The organism is Halarcobacter ebronensis, from assembly GCF_013201825.1.
GTDB lineage: Bacteria > Campylobacterota > Campylobacteria > Campylobacterales > Arcobacteraceae > Halarcobacter > Halarcobacter ebronensis.
Window position 1 is genome coordinate 2,133,774 of sequence record NZ_CP053836.1, and the last position, 21,827, is coordinate 2,155,600.

21 protein-coding genes are annotated in these 21,827 nt (G+C 27.6%); 11 read left to right on the forward strand and 10 right to left on the reverse strand.

Annotated features, from left to right (window positions below; all coding sequences use genetic code 11):
• Nucleotides 1–41 precede the first annotated feature (41 nt).
• Nucleotides 42–755 (forward strand): response regulator, encoded by a 714-nt coding sequence (locus AEBR_RS10610; protein ID WP_172658897.1) that lies wholly within the window; start codon nt 42–44, stop codon nt 753–755.
• A gap of 1 nt (nt 756) precedes the next feature.
• Entirely contained in the window at nt 757–2,580 is a 1,824-nt protein-coding gene (locus AEBR_RS10615; protein WP_129086282.1) for a sensor histidine kinase, read from the forward strand.
• Here the strand turns inward: AEBR_RS10615 and AEBR_RS10620 are convergent.
• Nucleotides 2,577–3,131: a manganese efflux pump MntP gene (locus AEBR_RS10620; protein ID WP_129086281.1), complete on the reverse strand. Its 555-nt coding sequence runs from the start codon at nt 3,129–3,131 to the stop codon at nt 2,577–2,579. The genes AEBR_RS10615 and AEBR_RS10620 overlap by 4 nt on opposite strands.
• A gap of 77 nt (nt 3,132–3,208) precedes the next feature.
• On the opposite strand from AEBR_RS10620, the gene zupT reads away from it, so the two are divergent.
• The 3 genes from zupT to AEBR_RS10635 all read left to right on the forward strand — a co-directional run bounded on the left by zupT (nt 3,209) and on the right by AEBR_RS10635 (nt 6,016).
• A complete protein-coding gene (zupT, locus tag AEBR_RS10625) occupies nt 3,209–4,066 on the forward strand; it encodes a zinc transporter ZupT (protein WP_228712138.1) in 858 nt (285 codons plus the stop codon).
• A 312-nt stretch (nt 4,067–4,378) separates the two neighbouring features.
• Nucleotides 4,379–5,065 (forward strand): hypothetical protein, encoded by a 687-nt coding sequence (locus AEBR_RS10630; protein ID WP_129086280.1) that lies wholly within the window; start codon nt 4,379–4,381, stop codon nt 5,063–5,065.
• Between the two features lie 3 nt (nt 5,066–5,068).
• Nucleotides 5,069–6,016, forward strand: a complete 948-nt coding sequence (locus AEBR_RS10635; protein WP_129086279.1) for a DUF3885 domain-containing protein — start codon at nt 5,069–5,071, stop codon at nt 6,014–6,016.
• A gap of 293 nt (nt 6,017–6,309) precedes the next feature.
• Here the strand turns inward: AEBR_RS10635 and AEBR_RS10640 are convergent, their stop codons facing one another.
• From AEBR_RS10640 to AEBR_RS10650, 3 genes are read right to left on the reverse strand one after another with little or no spacing between them, the layout of a single operon-like run.
• Nucleotides 6,310–7,350, reverse strand: coding sequence for an MBL fold metallo-hydrolase (locus AEBR_RS10640; RefSeq protein WP_129086278.1), 1,041 nt, complete (start codon nt 7,348–7,350; stop codon nt 6,310–6,312).
• Nucleotides 7,351–7,353: 3 nt separating this feature from the next.
• Complete coding sequence (locus tag AEBR_RS10645; protein ID WP_129086277.1) at nt 7,354–8,394, reverse strand: NAD(P)-dependent alcohol dehydrogenase; 1,041 nt, start codon at nt 8,392–8,394, stop codon at nt 7,354–7,356.
• Complete coding sequence (locus tag AEBR_RS10650; RefSeq protein WP_129086276.1) at nt 8,391–8,738, reverse strand: cyclophilin-like fold protein; 348 nt, start codon at nt 8,736–8,738, stop codon at nt 8,391–8,393. The genes AEBR_RS10645 and AEBR_RS10650 overlap by 4 nt, the downstream gene beginning before the upstream one ends.
• A gap of 253 nt (nt 8,739–8,991) precedes the next feature.
• Here AEBR_RS10650 and AEBR_RS10655 point away from each other — a divergent pair, with 253 nt between their 5' ends.
• Nucleotides 8,992–9,984, forward strand: coding sequence for an LLM class flavin-dependent oxidoreductase (locus AEBR_RS10655; RefSeq protein WP_129086275.1), 993 nt, complete (start codon nt 8,992–8,994; stop codon nt 9,982–9,984).
• Between the two features lie 42 nt (nt 9,985–10,026).
• Here AEBR_RS10655 and AEBR_RS10660 read toward each other — a convergent pair whose 3' ends face one another.
• Nucleotides 10,027–10,938: an AraC family transcriptional regulator gene (locus tag AEBR_RS10660; protein ID WP_129086274.1), complete on the reverse strand. Its 912-nt coding sequence runs from the start codon at nt 10,936–10,938 to the stop codon at nt 10,027–10,029.
• A gap of 247 nt (nt 10,939–11,185) precedes the next feature.
• On the opposite strand from AEBR_RS10660, the gene AEBR_RS10665 reads away from it, so the two are divergent.
• Both AEBR_RS10665 and AEBR_RS15570 read left to right on the forward strand, forming a co-directional pair.
• Entirely contained in the window at nt 11,186–11,623 is a 438-nt protein-coding gene (locus tag AEBR_RS10665) for a cupin domain-containing protein (RefSeq protein WP_129086273.1), read from the forward strand.
• A gap of 87 nt (nt 11,624–11,710) precedes the next feature.
• Nucleotides 11,711–11,842, forward strand: a complete 132-nt coding sequence (locus AEBR_RS15570) for a hypothetical protein (protein WP_267284945.1) — start codon at nt 11,711–11,713, stop codon at nt 11,840–11,842.
• Between the two features lie 47 nt (nt 11,843–11,889).
• Here AEBR_RS15570 and AEBR_RS10670 read toward each other — a convergent pair whose 3' ends face one another.
• From AEBR_RS10670 to AEBR_RS10685, 4 genes are read right to left on the reverse strand one after another with little or no spacing between them, the layout of a single operon-like run.
• Nucleotides 11,890–13,008, reverse strand: a complete 1,119-nt coding sequence (locus AEBR_RS10670) for a hybrid sensor histidine kinase/response regulator (protein ID WP_129086272.1) — start codon at nt 13,006–13,008, stop codon at nt 11,890–11,892.
• A complete protein-coding gene (locus AEBR_RS10675; protein ID WP_129086271.1) occupies nt 13,005–14,519 on the reverse strand; it encodes a sensor histidine kinase in 1,515 nt (504 codons plus the stop codon). Before AEBR_RS10675 ends, AEBR_RS10670 begins: the two co-directional genes overlap by 4 nt.
• On the reverse strand, nt 14,513–15,583 hold the full coding sequence (locus AEBR_RS10680; RefSeq protein WP_129086270.1) for an FIST signal transduction protein: 1,071 nt from the start codon (nt 15,581–15,583) through the stop codon (nt 14,513–14,515). The genes AEBR_RS10675 and AEBR_RS10680 overlap by 7 nt, the downstream gene beginning before the upstream one ends.
• An 11-nt stretch (nt 15,584–15,594) precedes the next feature.
• Nucleotides 15,595–17,385, reverse strand: coding sequence for a response regulator (locus AEBR_RS10685; protein WP_129086269.1), 1,791 nt, complete (start codon nt 17,383–17,385; stop codon nt 15,595–15,597).
• A 119-nt stretch (nt 17,386–17,504) separates the two neighbouring features.
• On the opposite strand from AEBR_RS10685, the gene AEBR_RS10690 reads away from it, so the two are divergent.
• From AEBR_RS10690 to AEBR_RS10700, 3 genes are read left to right on the forward strand one after another with little or no spacing between them, the layout of a single operon-like run.
• Nucleotides 17,505–18,188: a winged helix-turn-helix domain-containing protein gene (locus tag AEBR_RS10690; protein WP_129086268.1), complete on the forward strand. Its 684-nt coding sequence runs from the start codon at nt 17,505–17,507 to the stop codon at nt 18,186–18,188.
• A 44-nt stretch (nt 18,189–18,232) separates the two neighbouring features.
• Nucleotides 18,233–18,967 (forward strand): response regulator transcription factor, encoded by a 735-nt coding sequence (locus AEBR_RS10695; RefSeq protein WP_129086267.1) that lies wholly within the window; start codon nt 18,233–18,235, stop codon nt 18,965–18,967.
• A complete protein-coding gene (locus AEBR_RS10700; protein ID WP_129086266.1) occupies nt 18,960–20,234 on the forward strand; it encodes a response regulator in 1,275 nt (424 codons plus the stop codon). The genes AEBR_RS10695 and AEBR_RS10700 overlap by 8 nt, the downstream gene beginning before the upstream one ends.
• Here AEBR_RS10700 and AEBR_RS10705 read toward each other — a convergent pair whose 3' ends face one another.
• Complete coding sequence (locus AEBR_RS10705) at nt 20,235–21,803, reverse strand: cache domain-containing protein (protein ID WP_129086265.1); 1,569 nt, start codon at nt 21,801–21,803, stop codon at nt 20,235–20,237.
• Nucleotides 21,804–21,827: the final 24 nt, after the last annotated feature.

The window sequence follows — 21,827 nt, forward strand, 5'->3', positions numbered from 1 at the left end:
TAACCTATATTACTCACAATAAAATCACAAAAGGAAATTTTTTGCAAAAAATTGAAAAAAAAGATATCTCTATTTTAATTGTAGAAGATGAAGTAATATTAGCTTTAGGACTTGAACATACACTTCAATCTTATGGATATGAAGTATGTGGTATTGAGTGTAATGGTAATGAAGCAATTAAACATTGCTTTTCAAAACTTCCTGATATTGTTTTAGTTGATATTAATTTAAAAGGAAATTTAAGCGGGATTGATGTGGCAAAAAACATTTGGCAAACAAAAAAAATACCTATAATTTTTTTAACCTCTTATTGTGATGAAAAAACGATTAAGCAGTGCATGGAGTGTGAACCTTACTGCTATTTAGTTAAACCTTGTAAAGATATAGAGCTTAATGTAGCTATTCAAACTGCAATTCATAAACATAAATATTTTTTCAAAAATATTGAAGTCTTTGATACAAAATCAAGTCTTGTTTTAATCAATGAAAAAGTGAAATTTCATAAAGGGAAAAATATCTTATATGTAGATGATTTACCAAAAAAACTAACGGGAAATGAGATTAAACTTATACAGATATTATGTGAATATAAAGGTGAGACTATAACTTTTGAAAGAATTGCATCATATATTTGGAGAGAAGAGTTATATGATTTAGGAAAACTTAGAACTCTGGTGTATAGACTAAAACAAAAAATAGATGAAGATATAATAGAGAATATCTTTGAAACTGGATATAGATTAAAAGTAGCATAACTTGTTTAGATACAAAAACCTCTCTTTAAATATCAAAATTGCTTTTGTACTATTTTTACTTGGTCTTTTTCTTCTTACTTTTCTATTTTTACTTCTAATCCCAAAAATTCAAGAAGAGCAGTACAAAGAGGCTTTAAATAATACAGAGAAAAAAGTATTGTTAATAAAACAACAAGTTAGATTAGTGGTTGACTATTTTAAAGAGTATGGTAGTTTTAGAAAAGAGGAAGCAAAAAAAGAGATATTAAACCATATAGAAAAGGTAAAATTCAGATATAAAATTGATAAAAACTATACAAAAGAGGAGTTAACAAAAGAGATAAATGAAATCTCAAAGGAGTACAACTGTCAAGTAAATATTCTAAAAAAGGACTCAGTTTTAGATAAAAAGAATTTTATAAATTTTGATTTTGAAAAAATAAAAAATGATGAGTGGTTACATATAGAGACAAAAGATAACTTATGCCCACATCCTAGCAACTTTTTGTATAAAACCCTTATTAAAGATATGCAAATAGAGTTAAACTGCAGCTCATATTTTAAACCTGACCCTAAAAACATTGAGTTAAGAGTAAAAAAAATCATTCAAGAGGGTTTTTCACTAAGCCAAGCTATTCACAAAGGAAAAGTTTTTCTAATGTGGGTAAATAAAAACCCAAATACAAAGGGCTTAAATACGCCACTTGCTCAATTAGATAATGAACACAATAAAAACTACTGTATTAGTAAAATATCAAATATAAAAATCCCCACATCAGGAGAACTTACACTAAAAGAGATTTTGAAAATCAAAGATACAAACTATCTATATCATAAGATAGAAAATAGAGATAGTATAACTTTTGTAAGTACTATCTATGAAAATGATACAGAAAAATTTATTTTTGTATTAAGTGCCTTTGAAGATGATTTTAAAAGTAATATAAACTCTCCAATATTAAGAATATTGCCAATCTCTATTTTTGCCTTACTTGCTTCAATTTTTCTTGGAATAATAATTTTCAAAAAATGGATAAAAAATATTGATAGATTATCAACAGTTGCAAAAGCAGTCAAAAATGGAGATTTAAGTATTAGAAGTGAAGTTAAAGGAAATGATGAACTTGGTTTATTAGGTGTTACTTTTGATTTAATGCTTGATGATTTAGAAGATAATATAAAAAACCTTGATAAAAAAATAGAAGAGAGAACAAAAGAGTTAACAAAAAATGTAAAATCAAAAGAGATACTTCTAAGGGAGTTGAATCATAGAGTAAAAAACAATCTTTTTATGATAATCAACTTTATAAAACTACAAAAATCAAAATTAAAAAGTGAAGAGATTATTGACTCTTTAAATACAATTGAAAATAGAATCTATACAATCTCTTTAATACACACAAAACTTTTTGAGTTAAAAAGTTTTGATTCTATTTGTGCACAACACTATATTAATGATTTAATTGATTCAATTTCAAATACTTTCAACAACTCACAAAATATAAAAATCAAAAAAAATATACAGATGATGGATTTGGATATTGAAACTGCTATGAATTGTGGACTAATATTAAATGAACTAATCACAAATAGTTTTAAATATGCCTTTGAATTAAACAAAAACAATTTGATAAAAATCAAATTTTTTAAAAAATCAAAAATATATACCTTAATCTTTGAAGATAATGGAAAAGGATTAAAAAAGGATTTTGATATAAATAGTTGTAACTCTTTGGGAATGAAGCTTATAAACTCTATAACTACTTATCAATTAAATGGAGAAATTAAAGTAGAAAACACTAAAGGATTGAGAGTCTCAATCTCTTTTGCTGTTTCAAAATATTAACTTAACAAAGTATGTTCAATTAATATTTTAAGTCCAATCCCTATTAATACAATTCCACCTATTTTTTCTGCTTTATCCTCTAAAAAAGCTCCACCTTTTGTTCCTATAAAATTTCCAATATATGAAAAAATAAAAGTTACTACTGCAATTATAAGCATTGAAAGATAAGGATCCAATCTAAGTAAAGAAAGAGTAAATCCTGCTGCCATTGCATCTATACTTGTTGCAATTGCCAAGATAAGCAGAACTTTGTTTGTTACTATACTTATCTCCTCTTCAGTATTTTCACCAAAACTCTCATAAAGCATTTTCCCACCAATCAAACTTAAAAGAACAAATGCTATCCAATGATCAAAAGCTTCAATAAATGTCCCAACTCCAACACTAGCTAAATATCCAACCAAAGGCATAAAACCTTGAAAAAAACCAAAAAGGAGTGCACTTTTAAAAGCCAAAGATTTGTTAAATCCTTTGCCTTTTACTCCAAGACCTATTGAAACAGCAAAGGCATCCATTGACAAAGCAAATGCTAAAAATAATACTTCAATCATAATAATCCATCCATATTTTTAAAAAAGAGATTATATCAAAAGAAAGAAATATTATCCTTTATGTTAAAATAAAAAAAATGAAAGATAATGATATGTTTGAAATTTATGAATTTAATAACTTTTTTTACGCTTTTTTATTAACTCTTTTTGCAGGGTTATCCACCTCAATTGGAGCAGTTATCGCTTTTTTCTCAAAAAGCAGAAGTTATACTATTCTCTCACTAGGACTTGGTTTTTCAGCTGGAGTTATGATTTATGTCTCATTTATGGAAATTTTAATTAAAGCAAAAGACTCTTTTATAAAAATTTACTCAAATGAAATAACTGCCCAAGTCTTAGTTTTAGTCTGTTTTTTTGCAGGTATTGCCCTTAGCGCATTAATTGATAGACTAATACCTGAAGATGTAAATCCCCATGAACCAAAATCTTATAATGAATTAAAAGAGTTAAAACCAAACTCTTTAGAAAAAGATACAAAAAGTCTAAAAAGGACAGGTATTTTTACTGCACTTGCAATAGGTATTCATAATTTCCCTGAAGGGTTTGCAACTTTTATTTCATCTTTAGATGATTTAACCATAGGAATAACAATTGCCTTTGCAATTGCAATACACAATATTCCAGAAGGTATGGCAGTTAGCCTTCCCATCTATCATGCAACAAACAATAAGAAAAAAGCTTTTTGGTATTCAACTGCTTCTGGGTTTGCTGAACCAATTGGTGCAATAATCGGTTTTTTTATTCTATACCCTTTAATGGGAAGTGCAACACTTGGAATCACTTTTGCTTTAGTTGCAGGAATTATGATTTATATCTCCTTTGATGAACTCCTACCAGCAGCTAGAGTTTACGGAAATGCTCATACAGCAATATTAGGAATTACACTTGGCATGTTTATAATGGCTTTTAGTTTAATTCTTTTTAAACTTATATAAAAAAACTTTCTTATTTTAACTCTTAAAATATATTAACAAGCAAAAATAATAAACTATTTAGCTTTTAAATATAAAAAAATAATAAAAATTCCTAATAATTTTAAAGAAGAAAGTAAGTTAAAACTGAATACCGCTTCAATCAAATATGCAAATAGTAAAACATATGAAAAATCAAAAACTCTAGCAACAATAGGAAAAGGAAACTTAACTATTGCAGACAAAGAAAACTCTGATGATACAACTGCTTTAAATAGAGATACAACAAAAACACCAAAAGATATCTACTCTGCAAAAACTAACCTTAAAGCAGATATGAATGTGGATGGTAATATTGTAGAAAATGTAAAAAATTTGGTTGATAATATTGAAATCTTGAGCAATATTATTATAAATTATGACAAGATAATTGAGATACAAAAAAATGCACAAGAAGCTACTACTAAAATAACAAAAGAATTGGCTAGATTAGAACAAGAGAATCCTCAATTATATGAGGATACATTAATCGCCTTACAAGAATATGATAGAGCTTTAAAACAACAGCAAGAAATGGGGGAACAAACTGCATTTCTTCCTGCAATTGCAATACCATCTTTAGTATATGAACTTTTAATTTCTGCAGGTATTATTACTACAACAATTGTTGCAACAAAAGATGCAAGAAATAATAGTGTTGATGGTATAATGGGGAATGAGAGTGGAATCAATATTAATCCTGTGGATTATAGAGATAACCCAAAACAAAAAGTTCGTACTGCAAATGAAGGTGATTATGTTCAGACACCTCTTGATGAAAAGGGAAAGATAAGAGCAGGATTTACCAAAAATGGGGCAAATTATCGCAATAATAAAACAGGTGAAATATGGCAAAAAGAAGACAATAATGGACATTATGGAGAAGATGGCTGGAAAGTAGGAAATAAAAAAAATCAAGAACCAGCAAGGGGAAATAAAACTACAGTTGATAAAAATGGAAAAATTATTAAAAAGGATAAATAGTAAATGTTAAAAGTAAAATATACAGAATTATTTTTATCTTGTATTGAATTATACCCGACATATCTATATCTTGGAAAACGATTTCAATTTGAAGAGATATATTTGGAAAAAAGTTTAAAACATATTTTTAATTTAGAGGATAGTTTGATATATTCTCTTCATACTTCAATGCTTCATGAAATCAGAATTGTGTTACAAGACTTAATCCCAAAACAAATGAAAATGGAAAAACAAATAATATGCAAATATGATATAGATATGAAAAAATTATATAAAAGATTTATCAAGGCATATATCAATAAAAAAGATGCCATTTACAAAAAAGAAATTAAAAAGAAAAAATTGATTTTTATTGATGATTTTTCTAGTGAGTTTGTAAAAAAATGGCAAACTAAAAAACTTAAATCTATATGGCTAGATGAAAATAAAGTTTTTGATAAAGATTATAATTTAATATATAAATTAAGAGCGAATACTGAACAAACTAAAAATTATAAAAATTGGTGGTATGAAAATTATAAAAGAACAGCCCCAGTTGTATATCAAATAAAAGATATATATCCTAGAAGACATTTAAGAATACATAGCTTACCTCTAAGTAAACAATATGCAGAAACAGATGATGAAAAAAAAGAAATTTTATATCGTCATAATCAAATTGCCAGCGAAGTTTTAGGTGACAATGCAGAGTGTATAGTTTTTATTCCAAAAAAATATTTACAATATGATGATTTTAAAATAAATTCTATGATTTGGAAATCTAATAGCTTTAATAACTATCTTCTAGAGATTGCAGATGATAAAATTGAATTTCCTCTTATCGTTTCACTAAAAACTCAGAATATATATGCACCATATGATGGAGGAATGGATTTATTTATCATAAATTTAACTGAGAAAGAAAAGTTTATACAAAAATATTGGGATTGGTTACCAAGAGAAATAACTTAGAATAAAGAGTAAAATCAGGGGACAGTATATCAATTAATTACAAACTGTAATAACTTTCTATCTAAAAAATAAAGAATCATTGTCTAAAGCAAATAGGGCAAATAGGGCGTCACAAATAGGGCGTCAGGGGATAACGATAACATCAAATAACAAATAGGGCAAATAGGGCGTCAGGTGATAACGATAACATCAAATAAAAGCAAACTTGCTTTGCTTTTATTTGTATTATATCATGTAGATACGAAGCACCTTTTTTTTGTTATGGCTTTTAGTCTAATTCTTTTAAAAGTAATTTAGTCTTTTCTCCACCACTTTGCAGTTTTTTTAGGTTCTAAAATAGAGATTATCTCTCCCATTTTTGGATGTCTTATTTCTATTTTCTCTTTTTTTGCAATATCTGTTACAAGATTTAATGGCTCATTCCAAGGATGAAAGGAGAGTTTGAAACTACTGTTATGAATGGGAAAGAATACTTTTCCTCCTAAATCTTTATGCGCTTGTATACTCTCTTTAGGCATCATATGTATCTCTTTCCATCTTTCATTATAAGCTCCAGCTTCAATAAAAGTCATATCAAAAGGACCATATTTTTCACCAATTTTTTTTAAGCCATTGAAGTATCCAGTATCTGCACTAAAAAAAACATTTACTTTTGAAGATGTTATTACCCATGAAGCCCATAGGGTTTTATCCCTATCAAATAAACCTCTTCCTGAAAAGTGCTGAGCTGGCGTTGCTGTAACTTTTATACTTTTTATTGTACATGATTGCCACCAATCAAGTTCACACACTTTCATAGTATCCACACCCAAATCAATTAAAGACTGTTTTACACCCAAAGTAGTATAAAAATGTCCTACTTTATCTTTTAGTTTAATAATACTTGGCTCATCTAGATGGTCATAATGGTTATGTGAAATAATTACTATATCTATAAAAGGCAACTCTTCTATTGTAATAGGTATTTCATGGAATCGTTTAGGAGCAACAAAAGGAAAAGGAGTAATCATATCAGAGAATACAGGATCAGTTAAAATATATCTATTATCTATTTTAAAAAGAAGTGTTGAGTGTACTAATCTTACAACTGAATTATCAGGCATATTTAAAATATCATCTTTAGATAGTTTTACAATTGGAATACTATTCTCTTCAGGAATTTTATTTTCTGTTTTATCATTTAAAAATGTCCATACATTAGAAAAAAACTCACTAAAATTTGAACTATAATCTATCTCTAAATTTCTAAATTTCCCATTTGCATAATGATCTGCTTTGTATTCTATACTCTCTTTATTTCGTAAACACTCAACCATTTTATTTCTTTCTGTCATAAATCAAATTGTTGCAGTATCAATCACGTATCTATATCTAGCTTTTTTCTCTTCAACATTTTTCCAAGCTTGTGTAATTTCACTAGCTTTAATAATTTGGATTTCAGGTAATATATTGTTTTTTGCACAATAATCTACCATCTCTTGAGTCTCTTTCATTCCACCAATTAGTGAAGCATTAAAGTTTACTCTACTTGCAGCAAGCATTAAATTATTTAATGTTATTTGAAATCCTACAGGCATACCAACCATTGTAAAATAACCATAAGGTTTTACAACAGAAGCATATGATGCCACATCAAATTGATACGGAATAGTACAAATCATATAATCCATTTGCCCTGCATATTGATATAATTTTTTTGTATCATCAACAACAATTACCTCTTTTGCTCCCATTTTTTTAATATCTTCAACTTTATCAGCAGTTGTTGTAAAAGCATAAACCTCAGTACCTTTTGAAACTGCAAGTTTTACAGCCATATGTCCTAATCCACCAATACCAGCAATAGCAACTTTATCACCTTTTTTAATATCTGCTTTTATAATTGGTGAGTATGTTGTAATACCAGCACATAGAAGTGGTGCAAGTTTTTCAAAAGATATATTTTCAGGTAAATGTACTGCATAATGATCTCTTACAACTATATGTGTTGAGTATCCACCTTGAGTGATACCTGTTGGCTCTTTCTTTTCTGGATAACCATAAGTAAATTTTGTATCTGGTTCATATTGTTCTTCTTCGCAAGTTGTACAACCATTAACCATACATCCAACACCTGCTCTGTCACCAATTTTGAATTTTATTACATTTTTTCCTACTTGTGTTACAACACCAGCTATCTCATGTCCTGGAACTTGTGGATATTGTTGTTTTCCCCAGTGACCTTTTTCTTGGTGAATATCTGAGTGACAAATACTTGCTGCTTTGATTTCAATTAGGATATCATCATCACCAACAGCTCTTCTTTCAAACTCCCAAGGTTTAATAACCCCTGATTCATCAAATGCTGCATATCCTCTTGTTTTTACTGTATTATTCATAATTTACCCTTTTTTATCTCTATTTTTCCAAAGATATTTTTAATATTTTCACTGCCTGATACGACAGAACCTAATTCGTACAATCCTCTAACACTTCCAAAATCTTTATAAAACATCACCACATCACCCCAAGGTGCATAGTATGCTAGCGTTCCAGCTTTTGCATTTGCTACAGGAGTATTTTTTATTGATAATTTAATAGGGGGATAAAATATCTTCTCATTGTTCCCAAAGTTTTCAGTCTCTATACTCAATGGTAATTGGGCATATAACTCTTTAGAAGCATTTGATTCATTAAGTTTAAAAACAATCGTATTACCATTTGAGTAAACATTTATTGTCATTGACTCTCCTTTTTTTCATACTAGACTCCTAAACTTTATTGTTAAATTATAATCTATCCTTTTATTTTAAGAATAGAAAGATAATCCAAAGGAATTGCCAAATTCTCTAAATTTAGTTTTTAATAAAGTTTAAAAATCTCATAGCAAGTTTTTTTAAATAAAAATATCATGCAAAATCTATAGATAATTATTCTATTGTAACTAAGACTTTTTTTGTATAATCCTCAATAAAGAACGAAAGAGGAATATAAAAATGAAACAATCTATACCCCTATCAGTACTCGATTTAGTTCCTATTGCAGAAGGCTTTTCAATCACGCAAGCCTTAGAAAATAGCACAAAACTTGCACAAGCAGTTGAGGCTTTTGGCTTTAGTAGATATTGGATTGCAGAACATCACAATTTTATTAATATAGCAAGTGCTGCAACCTCTGTTATTTTAAGCCATATAGGTGCAAAAACAAGTAAAATTAGAATTGGTTCAGGTGGGATAATGTTACCCAATCACCCTCCTTTGGTTATTGCAGAACAGTTTGGAACCTTGGAATCTTTATATCCAAATAGAATTGATTTGGGATTAGGTAGAGCACCAGGAACGGACCAAAGAACGGCAATGGCACTAAGACGAGATAAAAATGATGGCTCAGATTTTCCCCAAATGCTTAATTATTTACAATACTATTTATCAAATGAAGCAGGTAAAAATGGAATAAAAGCAATTCCTGGATATGGTTTAAATATTCCAATATGGCTTCTTGGCTCAAGTACTTTTAGTGCTTTTTTAGCGGCACAAAAAGGTCTTCCTTTTGCTTTTGCCTCTCATTTTGCTCCAGATGCAATGTATGCAGCAATAAGAGAGTATCGAGTCAATTTTAAACCCTCAAAACAACTACAAGAGCCATATATTATTATCTGTATTAACGCAATTTGTGCTAATACACAAGAAGAGGCTGAATTTCTAGCTACTACAGAGTATCAAAAATTTCTTTATCTACAAAGGGGAGATGACAGATTATTATCTAAACCTACACATGATATGGATAAGCTTTGGGAAGATTGGGAAGAACAGGCTATAAAACACAAACTTCGTGAATCAATTTGGGGAACACCTGAATATGTAAAACAAAAACTTGAAAGTTTAGTTGAACGAACAGGGGCAAATGAGATAATGATTAACTCTTGGATTCACGATCCAAAAATACGAATACAATCTTATGAATTAATTTCAAAAGTTTGGCAACTCTAATTTATAGTTTACGTGATAATAAAAAGTTCCTAATTCTTTAAATCAAGCTCCATATTTTAGGTGTTGAGCATGTGCTTTTGGAGACATTCCAAACATTCTTGAATACTCTCTACTAAACTGAGAAGGAGATTCATATCCAACTGCAAAAGCTACTTCAGAGGCATCAATTTTTTGATTTAAAAGCATAAGTTTTGCTTCTTCTAGTCTAATCTTTTTTTGAAATTGAATAGGAGACATGGAAGTAATGGTTTTGAAGTTTTGATATAATGAAGATTCACTCATATCAATCATTCTTGCTAACTCTTTAACATTAAGCTTCTCATTAAAATTATCTTTAATCTCAGAAATTGCATGTACTATTTTATTAGAAACCGTACCTTCCATGGCAAATTTATTTAAGAAATATCCACTTTTATTGTTAATTAATATAAAAAGAATCTCTTTTATAATTAAAACAGACAAATATTGTACCTCTTCAGTTGTCCGATTTAATAACTTAATCAATCGATAAACAGGCTCATATAATCTATCATTAATATCATCAAAGAACAATCCTTTTTCAGATTTTTCACTTATAACTAATTTTTTTGGATTAACATTTTTAATCACATCATAAATATCATCTAATGTAAATCTTATACGAAATGAAACATATGGAGTCTCTTTAGTTGCTTCAAGTATTCTTACTTTTGCAGGGACATGGGTTGAGGAAAGAAGATACTCTTTAGTTCCATAACTATAAAGTTCCTCACCAAATCCAACTGCTTTACTTCCTTGTAGAATAATACAAAGAGATGGTTCATATATTGTAGAAAGGAACTCTGTTTGTTCATTTGAAAAATAGAAATCCAAATTAGGAATCTCTGTTTGTAATCCACCATTGATTCCTAAAGTATATCGTTCTTCAATTAGTCTAAGTATATCTTTTCTAAAATCTTCTATGTTTTTTTCCATAATTAACTCCAACATATAATATATAAATATTTATATATTATATAAAATATTCGAAAATGTGAGTATAAAAATTCTCTAGCTTAATTGCCTAATTCTACAAAATCTATAAAACTTGAACTATTTCTATTATTTAGAGAATTATGCAATTAATTTATAAAATTGTGCTATTTAAAAAAACTCTTTTTATATATACTAAAAACAAAGATATATTAAAAAACACCCTAAACCTTATTATAAAGGATAAAAAATGAAATATAAAAACAAAGAAGAATTTGAAAAAGCAAATATGTTTGGAATGGGGCAACCTAATGATAACTATGCACAATATTTTATAGGTAACTCTTTCCTAAATTTTTTAGTTAACCCAGGAGAAACTCCAATTTTTATGGCAAATGTAACATTTGAACCTGAATGTAGAAATAATTGGCATATCCATCATGCAAAATCTGGTGGTGGACAGATACTTATTTGCACGGCTGGTGAAGGTTGGTATCAAAAAGAGGGAGATAAACCTGTTAGTTTAAAAGAGGGTTCTCTTGTATATATACCAACAGGAACAAAACACTGGCATGGAGCAAAAAAAGATAGTTGGTTTAGTCATATCTCAATTGAAGTTCCTGGAACTAAAACAAGCAATGAGTGGTTAGATCCTGTTTTGGATAACTATTATAATTCATTAAACTAAAAAAAGAACAACAATGATAAAACAATTATTAACTTTTATTTTTGGTCTATTTATTTTTTTAACATATCAAATGCAAAGGATTTGAATTTGAAATTATTAGATAACAAATCACAAAGTATTATTGAAATCTCTGCTTTAACAACAACAGGGGAGACAGAAAAACTAAGCATTGCTTTAATTAAAGCTTCAGAAGTTTCAACAGCTTTACAAACACTTTAATGCAAACAAATATGAGTAAGAGATTCTCTTATTCATATTTACTCTTTTTACTCTTCACCTTTATCAAATTCCATTATAAATTTGACTCCCAAATTTGAATTTTCTAAAGTAAGATTTCCTTCAAATGAATTTTTAACAACTAATTTAACCATATAAAGTCCAATTCCCGTACCCTCTGATTTTGTTGTGTAGTATGGATCAAAAATCTTTTCCAAATCATCTTCATTTATTCCACCTGCATTGTCACTAAAAGTTAAGTAGTTTTTATCATCTTTAGAGTAAACCTCTATTTTTATTTTTCTATCACTTATTCCTCTTTCCTCAAAGGCTTGTATAGAGTTTGTAACAAGATTCATTAATACTTGGGTTAACTCCATCTCTACCCCTTTTAAAGAGAAATCCTCTTTTAAATCCAACTCAAGCTCTACATTATTTTTTTTAATCATTGAATCAACTAAATCAAAACTTCCATCCAAAGTTTTTTTAATAGTAAAACTGCTTTTCTCTTTTGTAGGTTTAAAAAACTCTAAAAAGCCATCAATAGTATCTCTCATATGGTGTATCTGAAGTTTTGTATTTACAGAGAAATCGTCTATTGTAGCCTTATCTAACTCCCCATACTCAAAAGAGTATTTAATATCATCACAATACAATGACAATATATTTAAAGGCTGTTTTAACTGATGTGAAATAACTCCAATCATCTCTCCTATTGAAGCCATCTTTGTATTATGGACTACTAATTTATTTGCCTCGTTTAAAGACTCTTTTGTCTCTTTATTTTTATGAAAAAGATCAATATAAACTTTTAGTTTTGAGCTTAATAAATTTACATCAATTGGTTTAGAGATATACTCAATTACCCCCAAATCATACCCTTTTTGTTGATAAGCATCTTTATCATAAATACCTGTAATAAAAATAATTGGAATATCTTTTAATTTATCAATACCTTTTATATACTCTACAAATTGAAATCCATCAATATCAGGCATTTGAATATCACTTAAGATAAGATCAATATCATTATTCATCAGAATTCCAATGGCATCACTTGCATTTAAAGCTGTATATATATCAACATCAAACTCTTCAATCAAAAGTTTTAAAGAGTATATATTCTCTTCAACGTCATCCAAAATTAAAATTGAAAATCTATTCTTCATCTTCTTCCTCCAATAAACTCTTTAATATTATTTATATCCACTATGTTCTCTTTTATTACATATATTTCATTGTTAAATTTCTGTTTTAATATTTCAAGCTCATATTTTGAAAGACCTGCGCTATCAACTATTACAACATCAAAAGAGTCATTTACTTTTTCTAACAAAGTTTCAAATTTTGTAACTTGTGTTAAAGAATGGCTCTTTTGAAGTTGTATAACAATATTTATAAATTTAACTGCATCGGTATTAAAAATAAGTATATTTTTTCTTATTTCCAACTGTTTTTCATAATCTATTTTTTTCTCTTCTTTTCTCTTTTTTGATTCAAAAACATCAATATCTAAAATATCCAAACATCTAATAGTATCTTTGTTTTTAGGAAGAGTTACATAAAAAGTTGTTCCAACTCCTAGTTTACTTTTTACATAAACTGAACCTTTTAGTAAAACTAATAACTCTTTTATAATTGCCAATCCCAAACCTGTTCCACCAAATTTTCTAGTTGTACTACTATCTGCTTGTTTAAACCTATCAAAGATATCAATTAATTTATCTTGGGCAATTCCTATCCCTTCATCTTCTACTAATATTGTTATATTTTCATCTTCATCTTTTACTCTAAAATAGATTGATTTACCACTTTGTACAAATTTCACAGCATTACTTAGTAAGTTTTTTACAATCTGTTTTATCTTCTTTTCATCACTATAAATTTCATCTATATTTTTATCGTATTCAAAATATAACTTAATTCCCTTCTCTTCTGTTTGTGGTAAAAACATCAAATAGACCTCATCAAGAACCTTATATAAATCCAATTGGGCAAAATCAAGAACACTCTTTCCTGATTCTAGTTTAGAGAGGTCTAAAACATCATTTATCAAATCTAAAAGATATTTGCCTGAGCTATTTATAATTTGGAGATTTTTTACATCTTGAACAGAAAGATTTCCTTTTTTATTCTCTTTCATTAAAGAGGAGATTACATTAATAGAGTTTAGTGGAGTTTTTAATTCGTGGCTCATATTTGCCAAAAAATCGTCTTTTGATTTATTTGCAATTTCCAAATCTCTTTTTTGCTCATTCAAAAGTTCATTTTTTTCTTTCATTGTTTGAACATTTAGGCAAGATTTAATACTAAGATTAAGTTTAGAGATAAAACTCTCAAACATAGAGATAAAAAAGTTCATATCAGAATCAAGCTGTTTTATTACAAGAAAAATAGAGCCATAATCTAGCCTTAATATCAATACTATTTTATTCTCTTCAACTATTTTATTAATCTTATCTTGATATTTTTTGTAGTTCAAAGGATGAAAATTATCTATTTTCCCAAAAGAGGAGATCTCTTCAATATTATCAGCCTCTTCAATACAATAAACAGCATATATGGCATAAGTTTCACATACAAAAGTTCTTAAGGCTTCACTCATCATCTCTTTTAAATCCAAAGAATTACCTATAGAGGCAAAACATTTATATGTGATAGCTAAATTATTTACTAACATAATACTCCAACAACACAAGTTCTATTATAAAAATTTATATACTCATTTCCACTATTTGCAATTTCACCTAGACTCAAAGCTCCAAATACTCTTTTTGTTGGAACGGCATCTTTTATTACAGCCAACTCTTTTTTAAAGTCTTTTTCTAAAAACTCTTTTCTAGATATGCAATCAAAAATAATTATATTTTTAATATTATCTTTATCTTTGATTTTTTTCAAGGCATTTTTAATGGCAAAAGATGAAGAGTTAATAAGTTTCTCTTTTTTACCCGTTAAAAAATTGATTGTTGAGTTTTGCTCAATATCACCTATTAAAATTATATTCCCATTCTCATCTAAACCTATTGCATCTCTTACAACTATCTCTTTGTTAAATCTAATTATTCCCAAAGGGTAAGATTTTGCAATATTAAAAAACTGCTCTTCATTAAACTTTAACCCACTACTCTCTTCAACTATGCTTTTATAAACATCAAAAGCATTTGAAAAGTTTAATGATTTTAATAGATTTTTTTCCGCAGAAGTTACTATAAAAGGACCTTCTAAATACTCCCACCCATTTTCAACCCCAACGCTAATTGTCTGTTTTCCTGCAATTAGAATTGCTGCATCTTGAAGTATTCCATCCTTTGAAAAGATAACAGGTTCTTGTTTTAAAGTCATCTTTCCTGCTCCTCCTCCCACAATCTCACAATCAATTGGCAAAAGATGAAAAATTGACTCTAAAAAAGTTGTAAGATGTTTACTAAGTCCATCTACAACAATGATTACAGAGTCATATTGTGTAAAATCCTCTTTCTTTAAATCTATATTTGTAATATCTTCAATAAAAATAGTATCACTATCTTCACTTAGTTCACAAGCTACAATTCCACTATCTGAATTGAAATCTTCATATACAATTTGAGGAACTATTGCTCCTTTGAAATTAATATTTGACTCTTTTAGAAGTTCAATATCAAAATCTGTATTCTCTCCTACTAAAAGAAGATACTCTGCATTTTTATCTCTATTTGTATCTATAAATGTTTTTAACTTCTCATAATATTTTATAGTTTTCATAAATCTAACCTCTACCTATCTTCATATTTACTATTAATATCAAGAATCTTATCAAGATTTTTAATTAACAAATCAACGATTCTAGGTTCAAAAGCATACCCTGCTTTTGAACACATATAATCAATAACTTCCTCTAATGACCAACTCTCTTTATATACTCTTCTACTAATTAATGCATCAAAAACATCTGCAACAGCAGTTATTCTTCCAAAAATATGTATTTGATATCCCTCTAATCCTCTTGGGTACCCTGTTCCATCCCATTTTTCATGGTGTTCATAAGCAACAACAGAAGCACTTCTTAATATTTTTCTATTTGAATTTTTGAACATGTTATAGCCTATAGTTGTATGTGTTTTAATCACATCATACTCTTCATTGGTTAATTTACCTGGTTTATTTAATATAAAATCAGGAATACCAATTTTTCCAATATCATGCATTGGAGAAGCCATTTTCAAAAGGTTTGCCTCCTCTTCAGAAAGTCCATACTCTTTTGCCAAAAGATAAGAATATAAAGCAACTCTTTTTACATGATTTGCTGTCTCTTTACTTCTTGATTCTCCTATTGTTCCTAGAGTTAATATCAAATCTTTTTGAGTATCTTCTATTTCAAATTGTAGTTCTATTAATTCACTTATATCGCTACCTACAGCTAAATAATCAACAACCTCTTTTAGCTCATTAAATACAGGGGTAAAAGTAAAATCAATATATTTCTCTTCACCTCTTTTGTTAGTAATTGTTAAAATCCCTCTATACTCTTTTTTTTGTGCTAAGGTACTATGAATCTCATCATAGATTGTTTTATCATTAACTATTACTTCAAGTTTTTTACCTAAATACTCTTCTACTCTTCCTTTTGTTAGTTGTAAAAATTTACTATTTACATTTATAATTTTAAAATTCTTATTTATACTTATAAAAACTGAAGAGATATCTAAACATCTTTTATACTCATTTAAAAGGTAGTTTTTATTACTTAAAATATCTTTTGACTCTATTAGTTCCACTTGAAGCAGTTCATTTATTGCCTCTTCTTGTGTAATATCATTTGAAATTGCAATATACTCAATAATATTGTTGTTGTAATCAACTACTGGAAGTATTGAAACATCAAGAACAAAGCTTTTATTCTCTTTTGTTTTACCTTTTAACTTTCCTCTCCATGTCTCTTTGTTTTCAATCTTTTCCCAAATTTCTGAGAAAGTTTTTTCAGAAACACTGCTTAAAAAGTTGAAATTAAAAAATCTATTTTTAACTTCTCTCTTTTCATATTTTGTAAGCTCTTCATACTTTTCATTTACAAAAGTAATTTTACCTTCACTACTAAATTTAAAAACTATAGAGGTTTTATCAACAACATCTTTATACTCTTCAAGCAACTTTTTAGATTCAAATGAGAATATTTTCTCCCCTGCTTTTTTAACCTTATCTATTAAAGTTGAGAAATCTATTGGTTTTAATATAAAAGAGTCAACATTTAAATCAATTGCTTTTATAAGGCAATCTGATTCATTTCTTGCTGTTGTAAATATTATTGGAATATCTTTGTTGCTCTCTCTTATTTTAGAGGCCATTTGCATTCCATCCATAACAGGCATATTTATATCACTGATTATTAGATCAATACTCTCTTTATTAAAAACATCCAAAGCCTCTTTTCCATTTATACAATAAAAGATATTATCAAAAACTCTACTTAGAAGTTTTTGCAATCTATTTGCTGCTTCTGCCTCATCTTCAATATATAAGATATTTAATCTCTTTAAATATTCATTATTTAACATTAAACTAACCATAAAAATCCTTTGAAAAAGTATAACGATAAATGGTATTTGAAAAGTAATTTTTTTTTTGAGAAAAGGTTACTTTTGAAATATTCTTTGTTGTTATAATTTTCAAAAATAAGGAGATTATTATGACAATGAGAACATACAGTTATGAATTAATAAGAGATAAGTCAATACTATTTTTTGGATTAGATTCAAAAACAAATAGTAAAGTTAAATCATCATTAAATAATTATGTCAATAATATTGATATAGTTCAAGAGATACCTAGATATGTAAATCTTGCAAACTATGACCTAATATTAGTTGATATAGATGAGTTCAATATAAATGAGTTGACTCATATACTTTCTAATGATTTTTATAATACACCTATTATATTTCTAACATCAGATTTAAATAGTGTGGATTTTAATCAGGTGCAAAATATATCAGTTAAAAATATATTGTTAAAAGAGCCTATCTTTTTAGATAACTTATTTATCTATACATATATTATTTTACAAAAAAGTGACAAAATAATATTAAAAAACGATTTTTCATACTCTTTAAAAGATGAAAAATTCTATCACAGAAATGTAGAGGTCTCTTTAACAAAATTGGAGTTGAAAGTTTTTGAATATTTAATCAAAAATGTCAATAGAGTTGTAAGTTATGAAGAGCTTAAAAGAGATGTATGGAAAAATAAACACTGTTCAATTTATAGTATGAGAAATGTTATTAATAAAATAAGAGAAAAATCTTATTATGATATTATCTCTAACGCATCTAAAAAAGGGTATTCGATTAATAACGACTATACTTACTTTTAAAAATATGGTACTATTATAGTACCTTATTTTAATAGAATTGAGCCATGGATAATTTTAAAGATTACGAAAGAAATATAAAAATACTGTTAGTTGAGGATGATTTGCATACTCAAATGAAGTTGGTAAAAATTTTAAATAGATTCTATGAAGATATCGTTGTTGCAAAAAATGGCGATGATGCTTTAAGACTTTATAGGGATTATTATTTAAAAAGAAAACCTTTTGATTTGGTTATTAGTGATATTAATATGCCTATTATGAATGGGATTAGTCTCCTTGAAAATATAAGGCAAATTGATGAACTATTGCCATTTATATTTGTAACTGCACAATTGGAGTTAGAGACTCTTTTAAAGATTGTAAGGTTAGATATAGATGACTATATTTTGAAACCAATTGATGTTAATACTCTACTTAAAAGTATAGAGAAAACCATCAGAAAAAGTTTCAAAAGGAAATTCCTCTCAACAGCAAAAGAACAAATATTTCTAAGTAGTAAACTCTATTGGGATCCTGTTGAAAAATCTATTTACCAAGATGAGAAAGTCGTTAAGTTGACAAAAAAAGAGATCCTCTTTTTAGATATGTTGTGTACAAGCATTAATCAAGTAGTAAACACAGATACCATTCTCTATGAGCTTTGGGAAGACTCACTTGATTATGATTCAAGTCTCTCAAATTTGAAAAACTTAATATCTAGAATCAGAGTAAAAATACCTGATTTAAAGATAGAGAATGTTTATGGTCTTGGTTACAAATTAAGGATGATAAATGAATGAAATAGATACATCTACATTTAGAATTTTATATATTGAAGATGAAGAGTTAGCTAGGGAAAAGTTTGGAAAATTTCTACACAGAAGATTTTCAGAAGTTATTTTAGCAGCTAATGGTGTTGAAGGTTTTATGAAGTTTCAAGAATACTTTATGAAAAACCAAAAATTTGATTTAATAATCAGTGATATAAATATGCCTAAAATGGACGGTCTTGAGTTATTAGAGGGGATTAGAGAGTATGACAAAGAAGTCCCTGTAATATTTATAACTGCAAGATCTGAATCTGAACAGATGCTAAAAGCTATAAACTTACATGTTGAAGGTTATATTCTAAAACCAATAGATTTTGATGTTGTAAACAGTAAATTAGATATGGTATGTAAAGATATTTTTTATAGAAAAATATTTAATAAACAAGAGTCAGAAATGAAAACCTATATGGATATTCTTGATCAAGAAGCTTTAGTATCAAAAACTGATTTAAAAGGGAAAATAACTTTTGTTAATGATGGGTTTTGTGAAGTTTCTGGTTATTCAAGAGAGGAACTTATTGGTTCACACCATAATATAGTAAGACACCCTTCTGTTCCAAAAGAGTTTTTTGAAGAGATGTGGGAAACTATAAAAGATGGAAAAGTTTGGAGTGGCACACACAAAAATCAAGCAAAAAATGGAGAAACTTATTATGTTAGTTCAAAAATTTTTCCTGTATTTGAACTTGATAATAAAAATATAAAAGAGTTTATGGCAGTTAGATTTCTAGTAACAGAAGCAGAAACACAAAAAAGAGAGAGTCATAAAAACTATTTAAGTCAAATTACAAACTTCAAAATGGCATTTAATACACTCAATAAAGAGAAAGAAGTTTTACTCAAACAGTTAAAAGATGTTGATGTTAATATCTCTTCATTAAATGAGAAATATCAAAATAGTGAAAAAAGAAGAAAAGAGTTAATGGCTCAACTTGAGGCATATGAAAAAAGCCATTTAGAATATAATAAAAAAGAGTTAATGACACAAAAAGATAAAACAAAACAGTTTGAAGAGATTTATAACTCTTATAATAATCTCAAAACAAAATTTAACAAAATAGAAAAAGAGTTAAAAGAGAAAGATAGACTCTATCAAAATAAAGTTCAAGAGGTTGATGATTACATAACAAGAGAACTAAAATTGAATAAAAGAATTGCTGATTTAAAAGATTTGGTTACAAACTTACAAAAAGAGAATCAACAAGTTATTAAAAACAAATCGATGCTCTCTTTTTAACTATTTGGGCAAGATTATATCAAATCTTGCTCCAAACTCACCAGCTTTGACTTTTAGTTTTCCATTCATATTTTTTTCAACAATAATTTTTGACATATATAGACCAATACCTGTTCCATCACTATCTTTTTTTGTTGTAAAGTATGGTTCAAAAATTTTATTTTTTGGTTCAACTTTAATACCACCACCATTATCTTCAATGCTAATAATTATATTATTTTTATCGTACTCTTTACTATCTACTTTTATCCAAGGTTTCTCTATTTTATTCTCTATAATTACATCTTTTGCATTACTTATTATATTTAGTATTACTTGCTGAAACTCATTTAAATAGGTATTTAACACAATATTATTATCAATACAAATAGTGATGTTTATATTATTGTTTGATAAAGAGCTAGAGATAATGGTCATAATAGAGTCCATAGCAGTATTTAATACAAAATTCTCTTTCTCTTTTTTTGGCATAAAGAAGTTTCTAAAATCATCAATTGTATGGGACATATACTCCAAAACAAAGTCAGCCTCTTTTGATTTTTGTTTCATAACCTCTTCATTTAGTTGCCCCATATTGTATTTAAATTTAATAAACATCAATATTGTTGAAAGCTCTGAAAGGGGTTGTCTCCATTGGTGGGCAATATTTGAAATCATCTCTCCAAGAGCTATAAATCTAGATTTTTGAACAAGAAGTTGCTCATGTTCCCTATTTTTTTCTATCTCCTCTTCTACTCTTTTTTCCAAAGTCTCATTTAACTCTTTTAAAGCTTTTGATTTTGACTGAACACTCTTTTGATATCTTTTAAAAACTTCATCGATTTTTTGTGAAACCAAAATTGAAATAACAATGGCAATAGATAAAAATAGTAAAAATAGCAGAATATTTTGAACAACTTGATTTTTAACCCTTTTACTTAAATGTTCTTTACTACTTTGAATCTCTTGTTCTATATCATCAACATAAATTCCAACAGCAATTACCCAGTTCCATCTAGGAAAATATTTAAAATATGAGAGTTTTTGTTTTGGTTCGTTTGTATAAACTTTATTGTATGAATACTCCATAAAAGATTCACCATTTTCTCTTATATCTCTCATAAAATCTTCTCTAAATTTTTTGCCATTAGAGTCTTTATAGTTTGTTGAGATTAATTCCCCTATCAAATCAGGTCTATTTGGATTTACCAAAAGTTTTGCAAAAGCATCCCCACCCTCAATTTTAAGAATATCATATACAAAAATATAGTTACTTTTATCCCTGTCAAAAGTAATATTATTTAGAAGTCTTACTGTATCTGCTTTTAACTCTCTCTCATCTTCATCACTTTTTGTTGCATTATAATTGATAATGTCAATTATGGTACTTATCTCTTTTTTTAGAATTGTTTTTTGATTTTTATACTTATCTTGAACAAACTTCTCCATTTGAATATTAAAGTCTTCATAGGTATTTTTAACATAAAAGTAAGATATCATCAAAATCATAGAGGTCATAATAATTATAAAAATATAAATGATGATTTTTGAGATATTTTTTTCTGTAATAAACTTCAATTCAACTTCCATAAAAAGGTTTTTTGATATGATAGC

Excerpts from the sequence above, each read along its gene's own strand:
- AEBR_RS10660 (WP_129086274.1), bottom strand. The coding sequence starts at position 10,938 with ATGGAAAAAAACATAGAAGATTTTAGAAAAGATATACTTAGACTAATT.
- AEBR_RS10655 (WP_129086275.1), top strand. The coding sequence starts at position 8,992 with ATGAAACAATCTATACCCCTATCAGTACTCGATTTAGTTCCTATTGCA.
- AEBR_RS10640 (WP_129086278.1), bottom strand. The coding sequence starts at position 7,350 with ATGACAGAAAGAAATAAAATGGTTGAGTGTTTACGAAATAAAGAGAGT.
- AEBR_RS10685 (WP_129086269.1), bottom strand. The coding sequence starts at position 17,385 with ATGGTTAGTTTAATGTTAAATAATGAATATTTAAAGAGATTAAATATC.
- zupT (WP_228712138.1), top strand. The coding sequence starts at position 3,209 with ATGAAAGATAATGATATGTTTGAAATTTATGAATTTAATAACTTTTTT.
- AEBR_RS10650 (WP_129086276.1), bottom strand. The coding sequence starts at position 8,738 with ATGACAATAAATGTTTACTCAAATGGTAATACGATTGTTTTTAAACTT.
- AEBR_RS10665 (WP_129086273.1), top strand. The coding sequence starts at position 11,186 with ATGAAATATAAAAACAAAGAAGAATTTGAAAAAGCAAATATGTTTGGA.
- AEBR_RS10635 (WP_129086279.1), top strand. The coding sequence starts at position 5,069 with ATGTTAAAAGTAAAATATACAGAATTATTTTTATCTTGTATTGAATTA.
- AEBR_RS10700 (WP_129086266.1), top strand. The coding sequence starts at position 18,960 with ATGAATGAAATAGATACATCTACATTTAGAATTTTATATATTGAAGAT.
- AEBR_RS10630 (WP_129086280.1), top strand. The coding sequence starts at position 4,379 with ATGAATGTGGATGGTAATATTGTAGAAAATGTAAAAAATTTGGTTGAT.
- AEBR_RS10680 (WP_129086270.1), bottom strand. The coding sequence starts at position 15,583 with ATGAAAACTATAAAATATTATGAGAAGTTAAAAACATTTATAGATACA.
- AEBR_RS10645 (WP_129086277.1), bottom strand. The coding sequence starts at position 8,394 with ATGAATAATACAGTAAAAACAAGAGGATATGCAGCATTTGATGAATCA.
- AEBR_RS10670 (WP_129086272.1), bottom strand. The coding sequence starts at position 13,008 with ATGAAGAATAGATTTTCAATTTTAATTTTGGATGACGTTGAAGAGAAT.
- AEBR_RS10675 (WP_129086271.1), bottom strand. The coding sequence starts at position 14,519 with ATGTTAGTAAATAATTTAGCTATCACATATAAATGTTTTGCCTCTATA.
- AEBR_RS10705 (WP_129086265.1), bottom strand. The coding sequence starts at position 21,803 with ATGGAAGTTGAATTGAAGTTTATTACAGAAAAAAATATCTCAAAAATC.
- AEBR_RS10690 (WP_129086268.1), top strand. The coding sequence starts at position 17,505 with ATGACAATGAGAACATACAGTTATGAATTAATAAGAGATAAGTCAATA.
- AEBR_RS10620 (WP_129086281.1), bottom strand. The coding sequence starts at position 3,131 with ATGATTGAAGTATTATTTTTAGCATTTGCTTTGTCAATGGATGCCTTT.
- AEBR_RS10695 (WP_129086267.1), top strand. The coding sequence starts at position 18,233 with ATGGATAATTTTAAAGATTACGAAAGAAATATAAAAATACTGTTAGTT.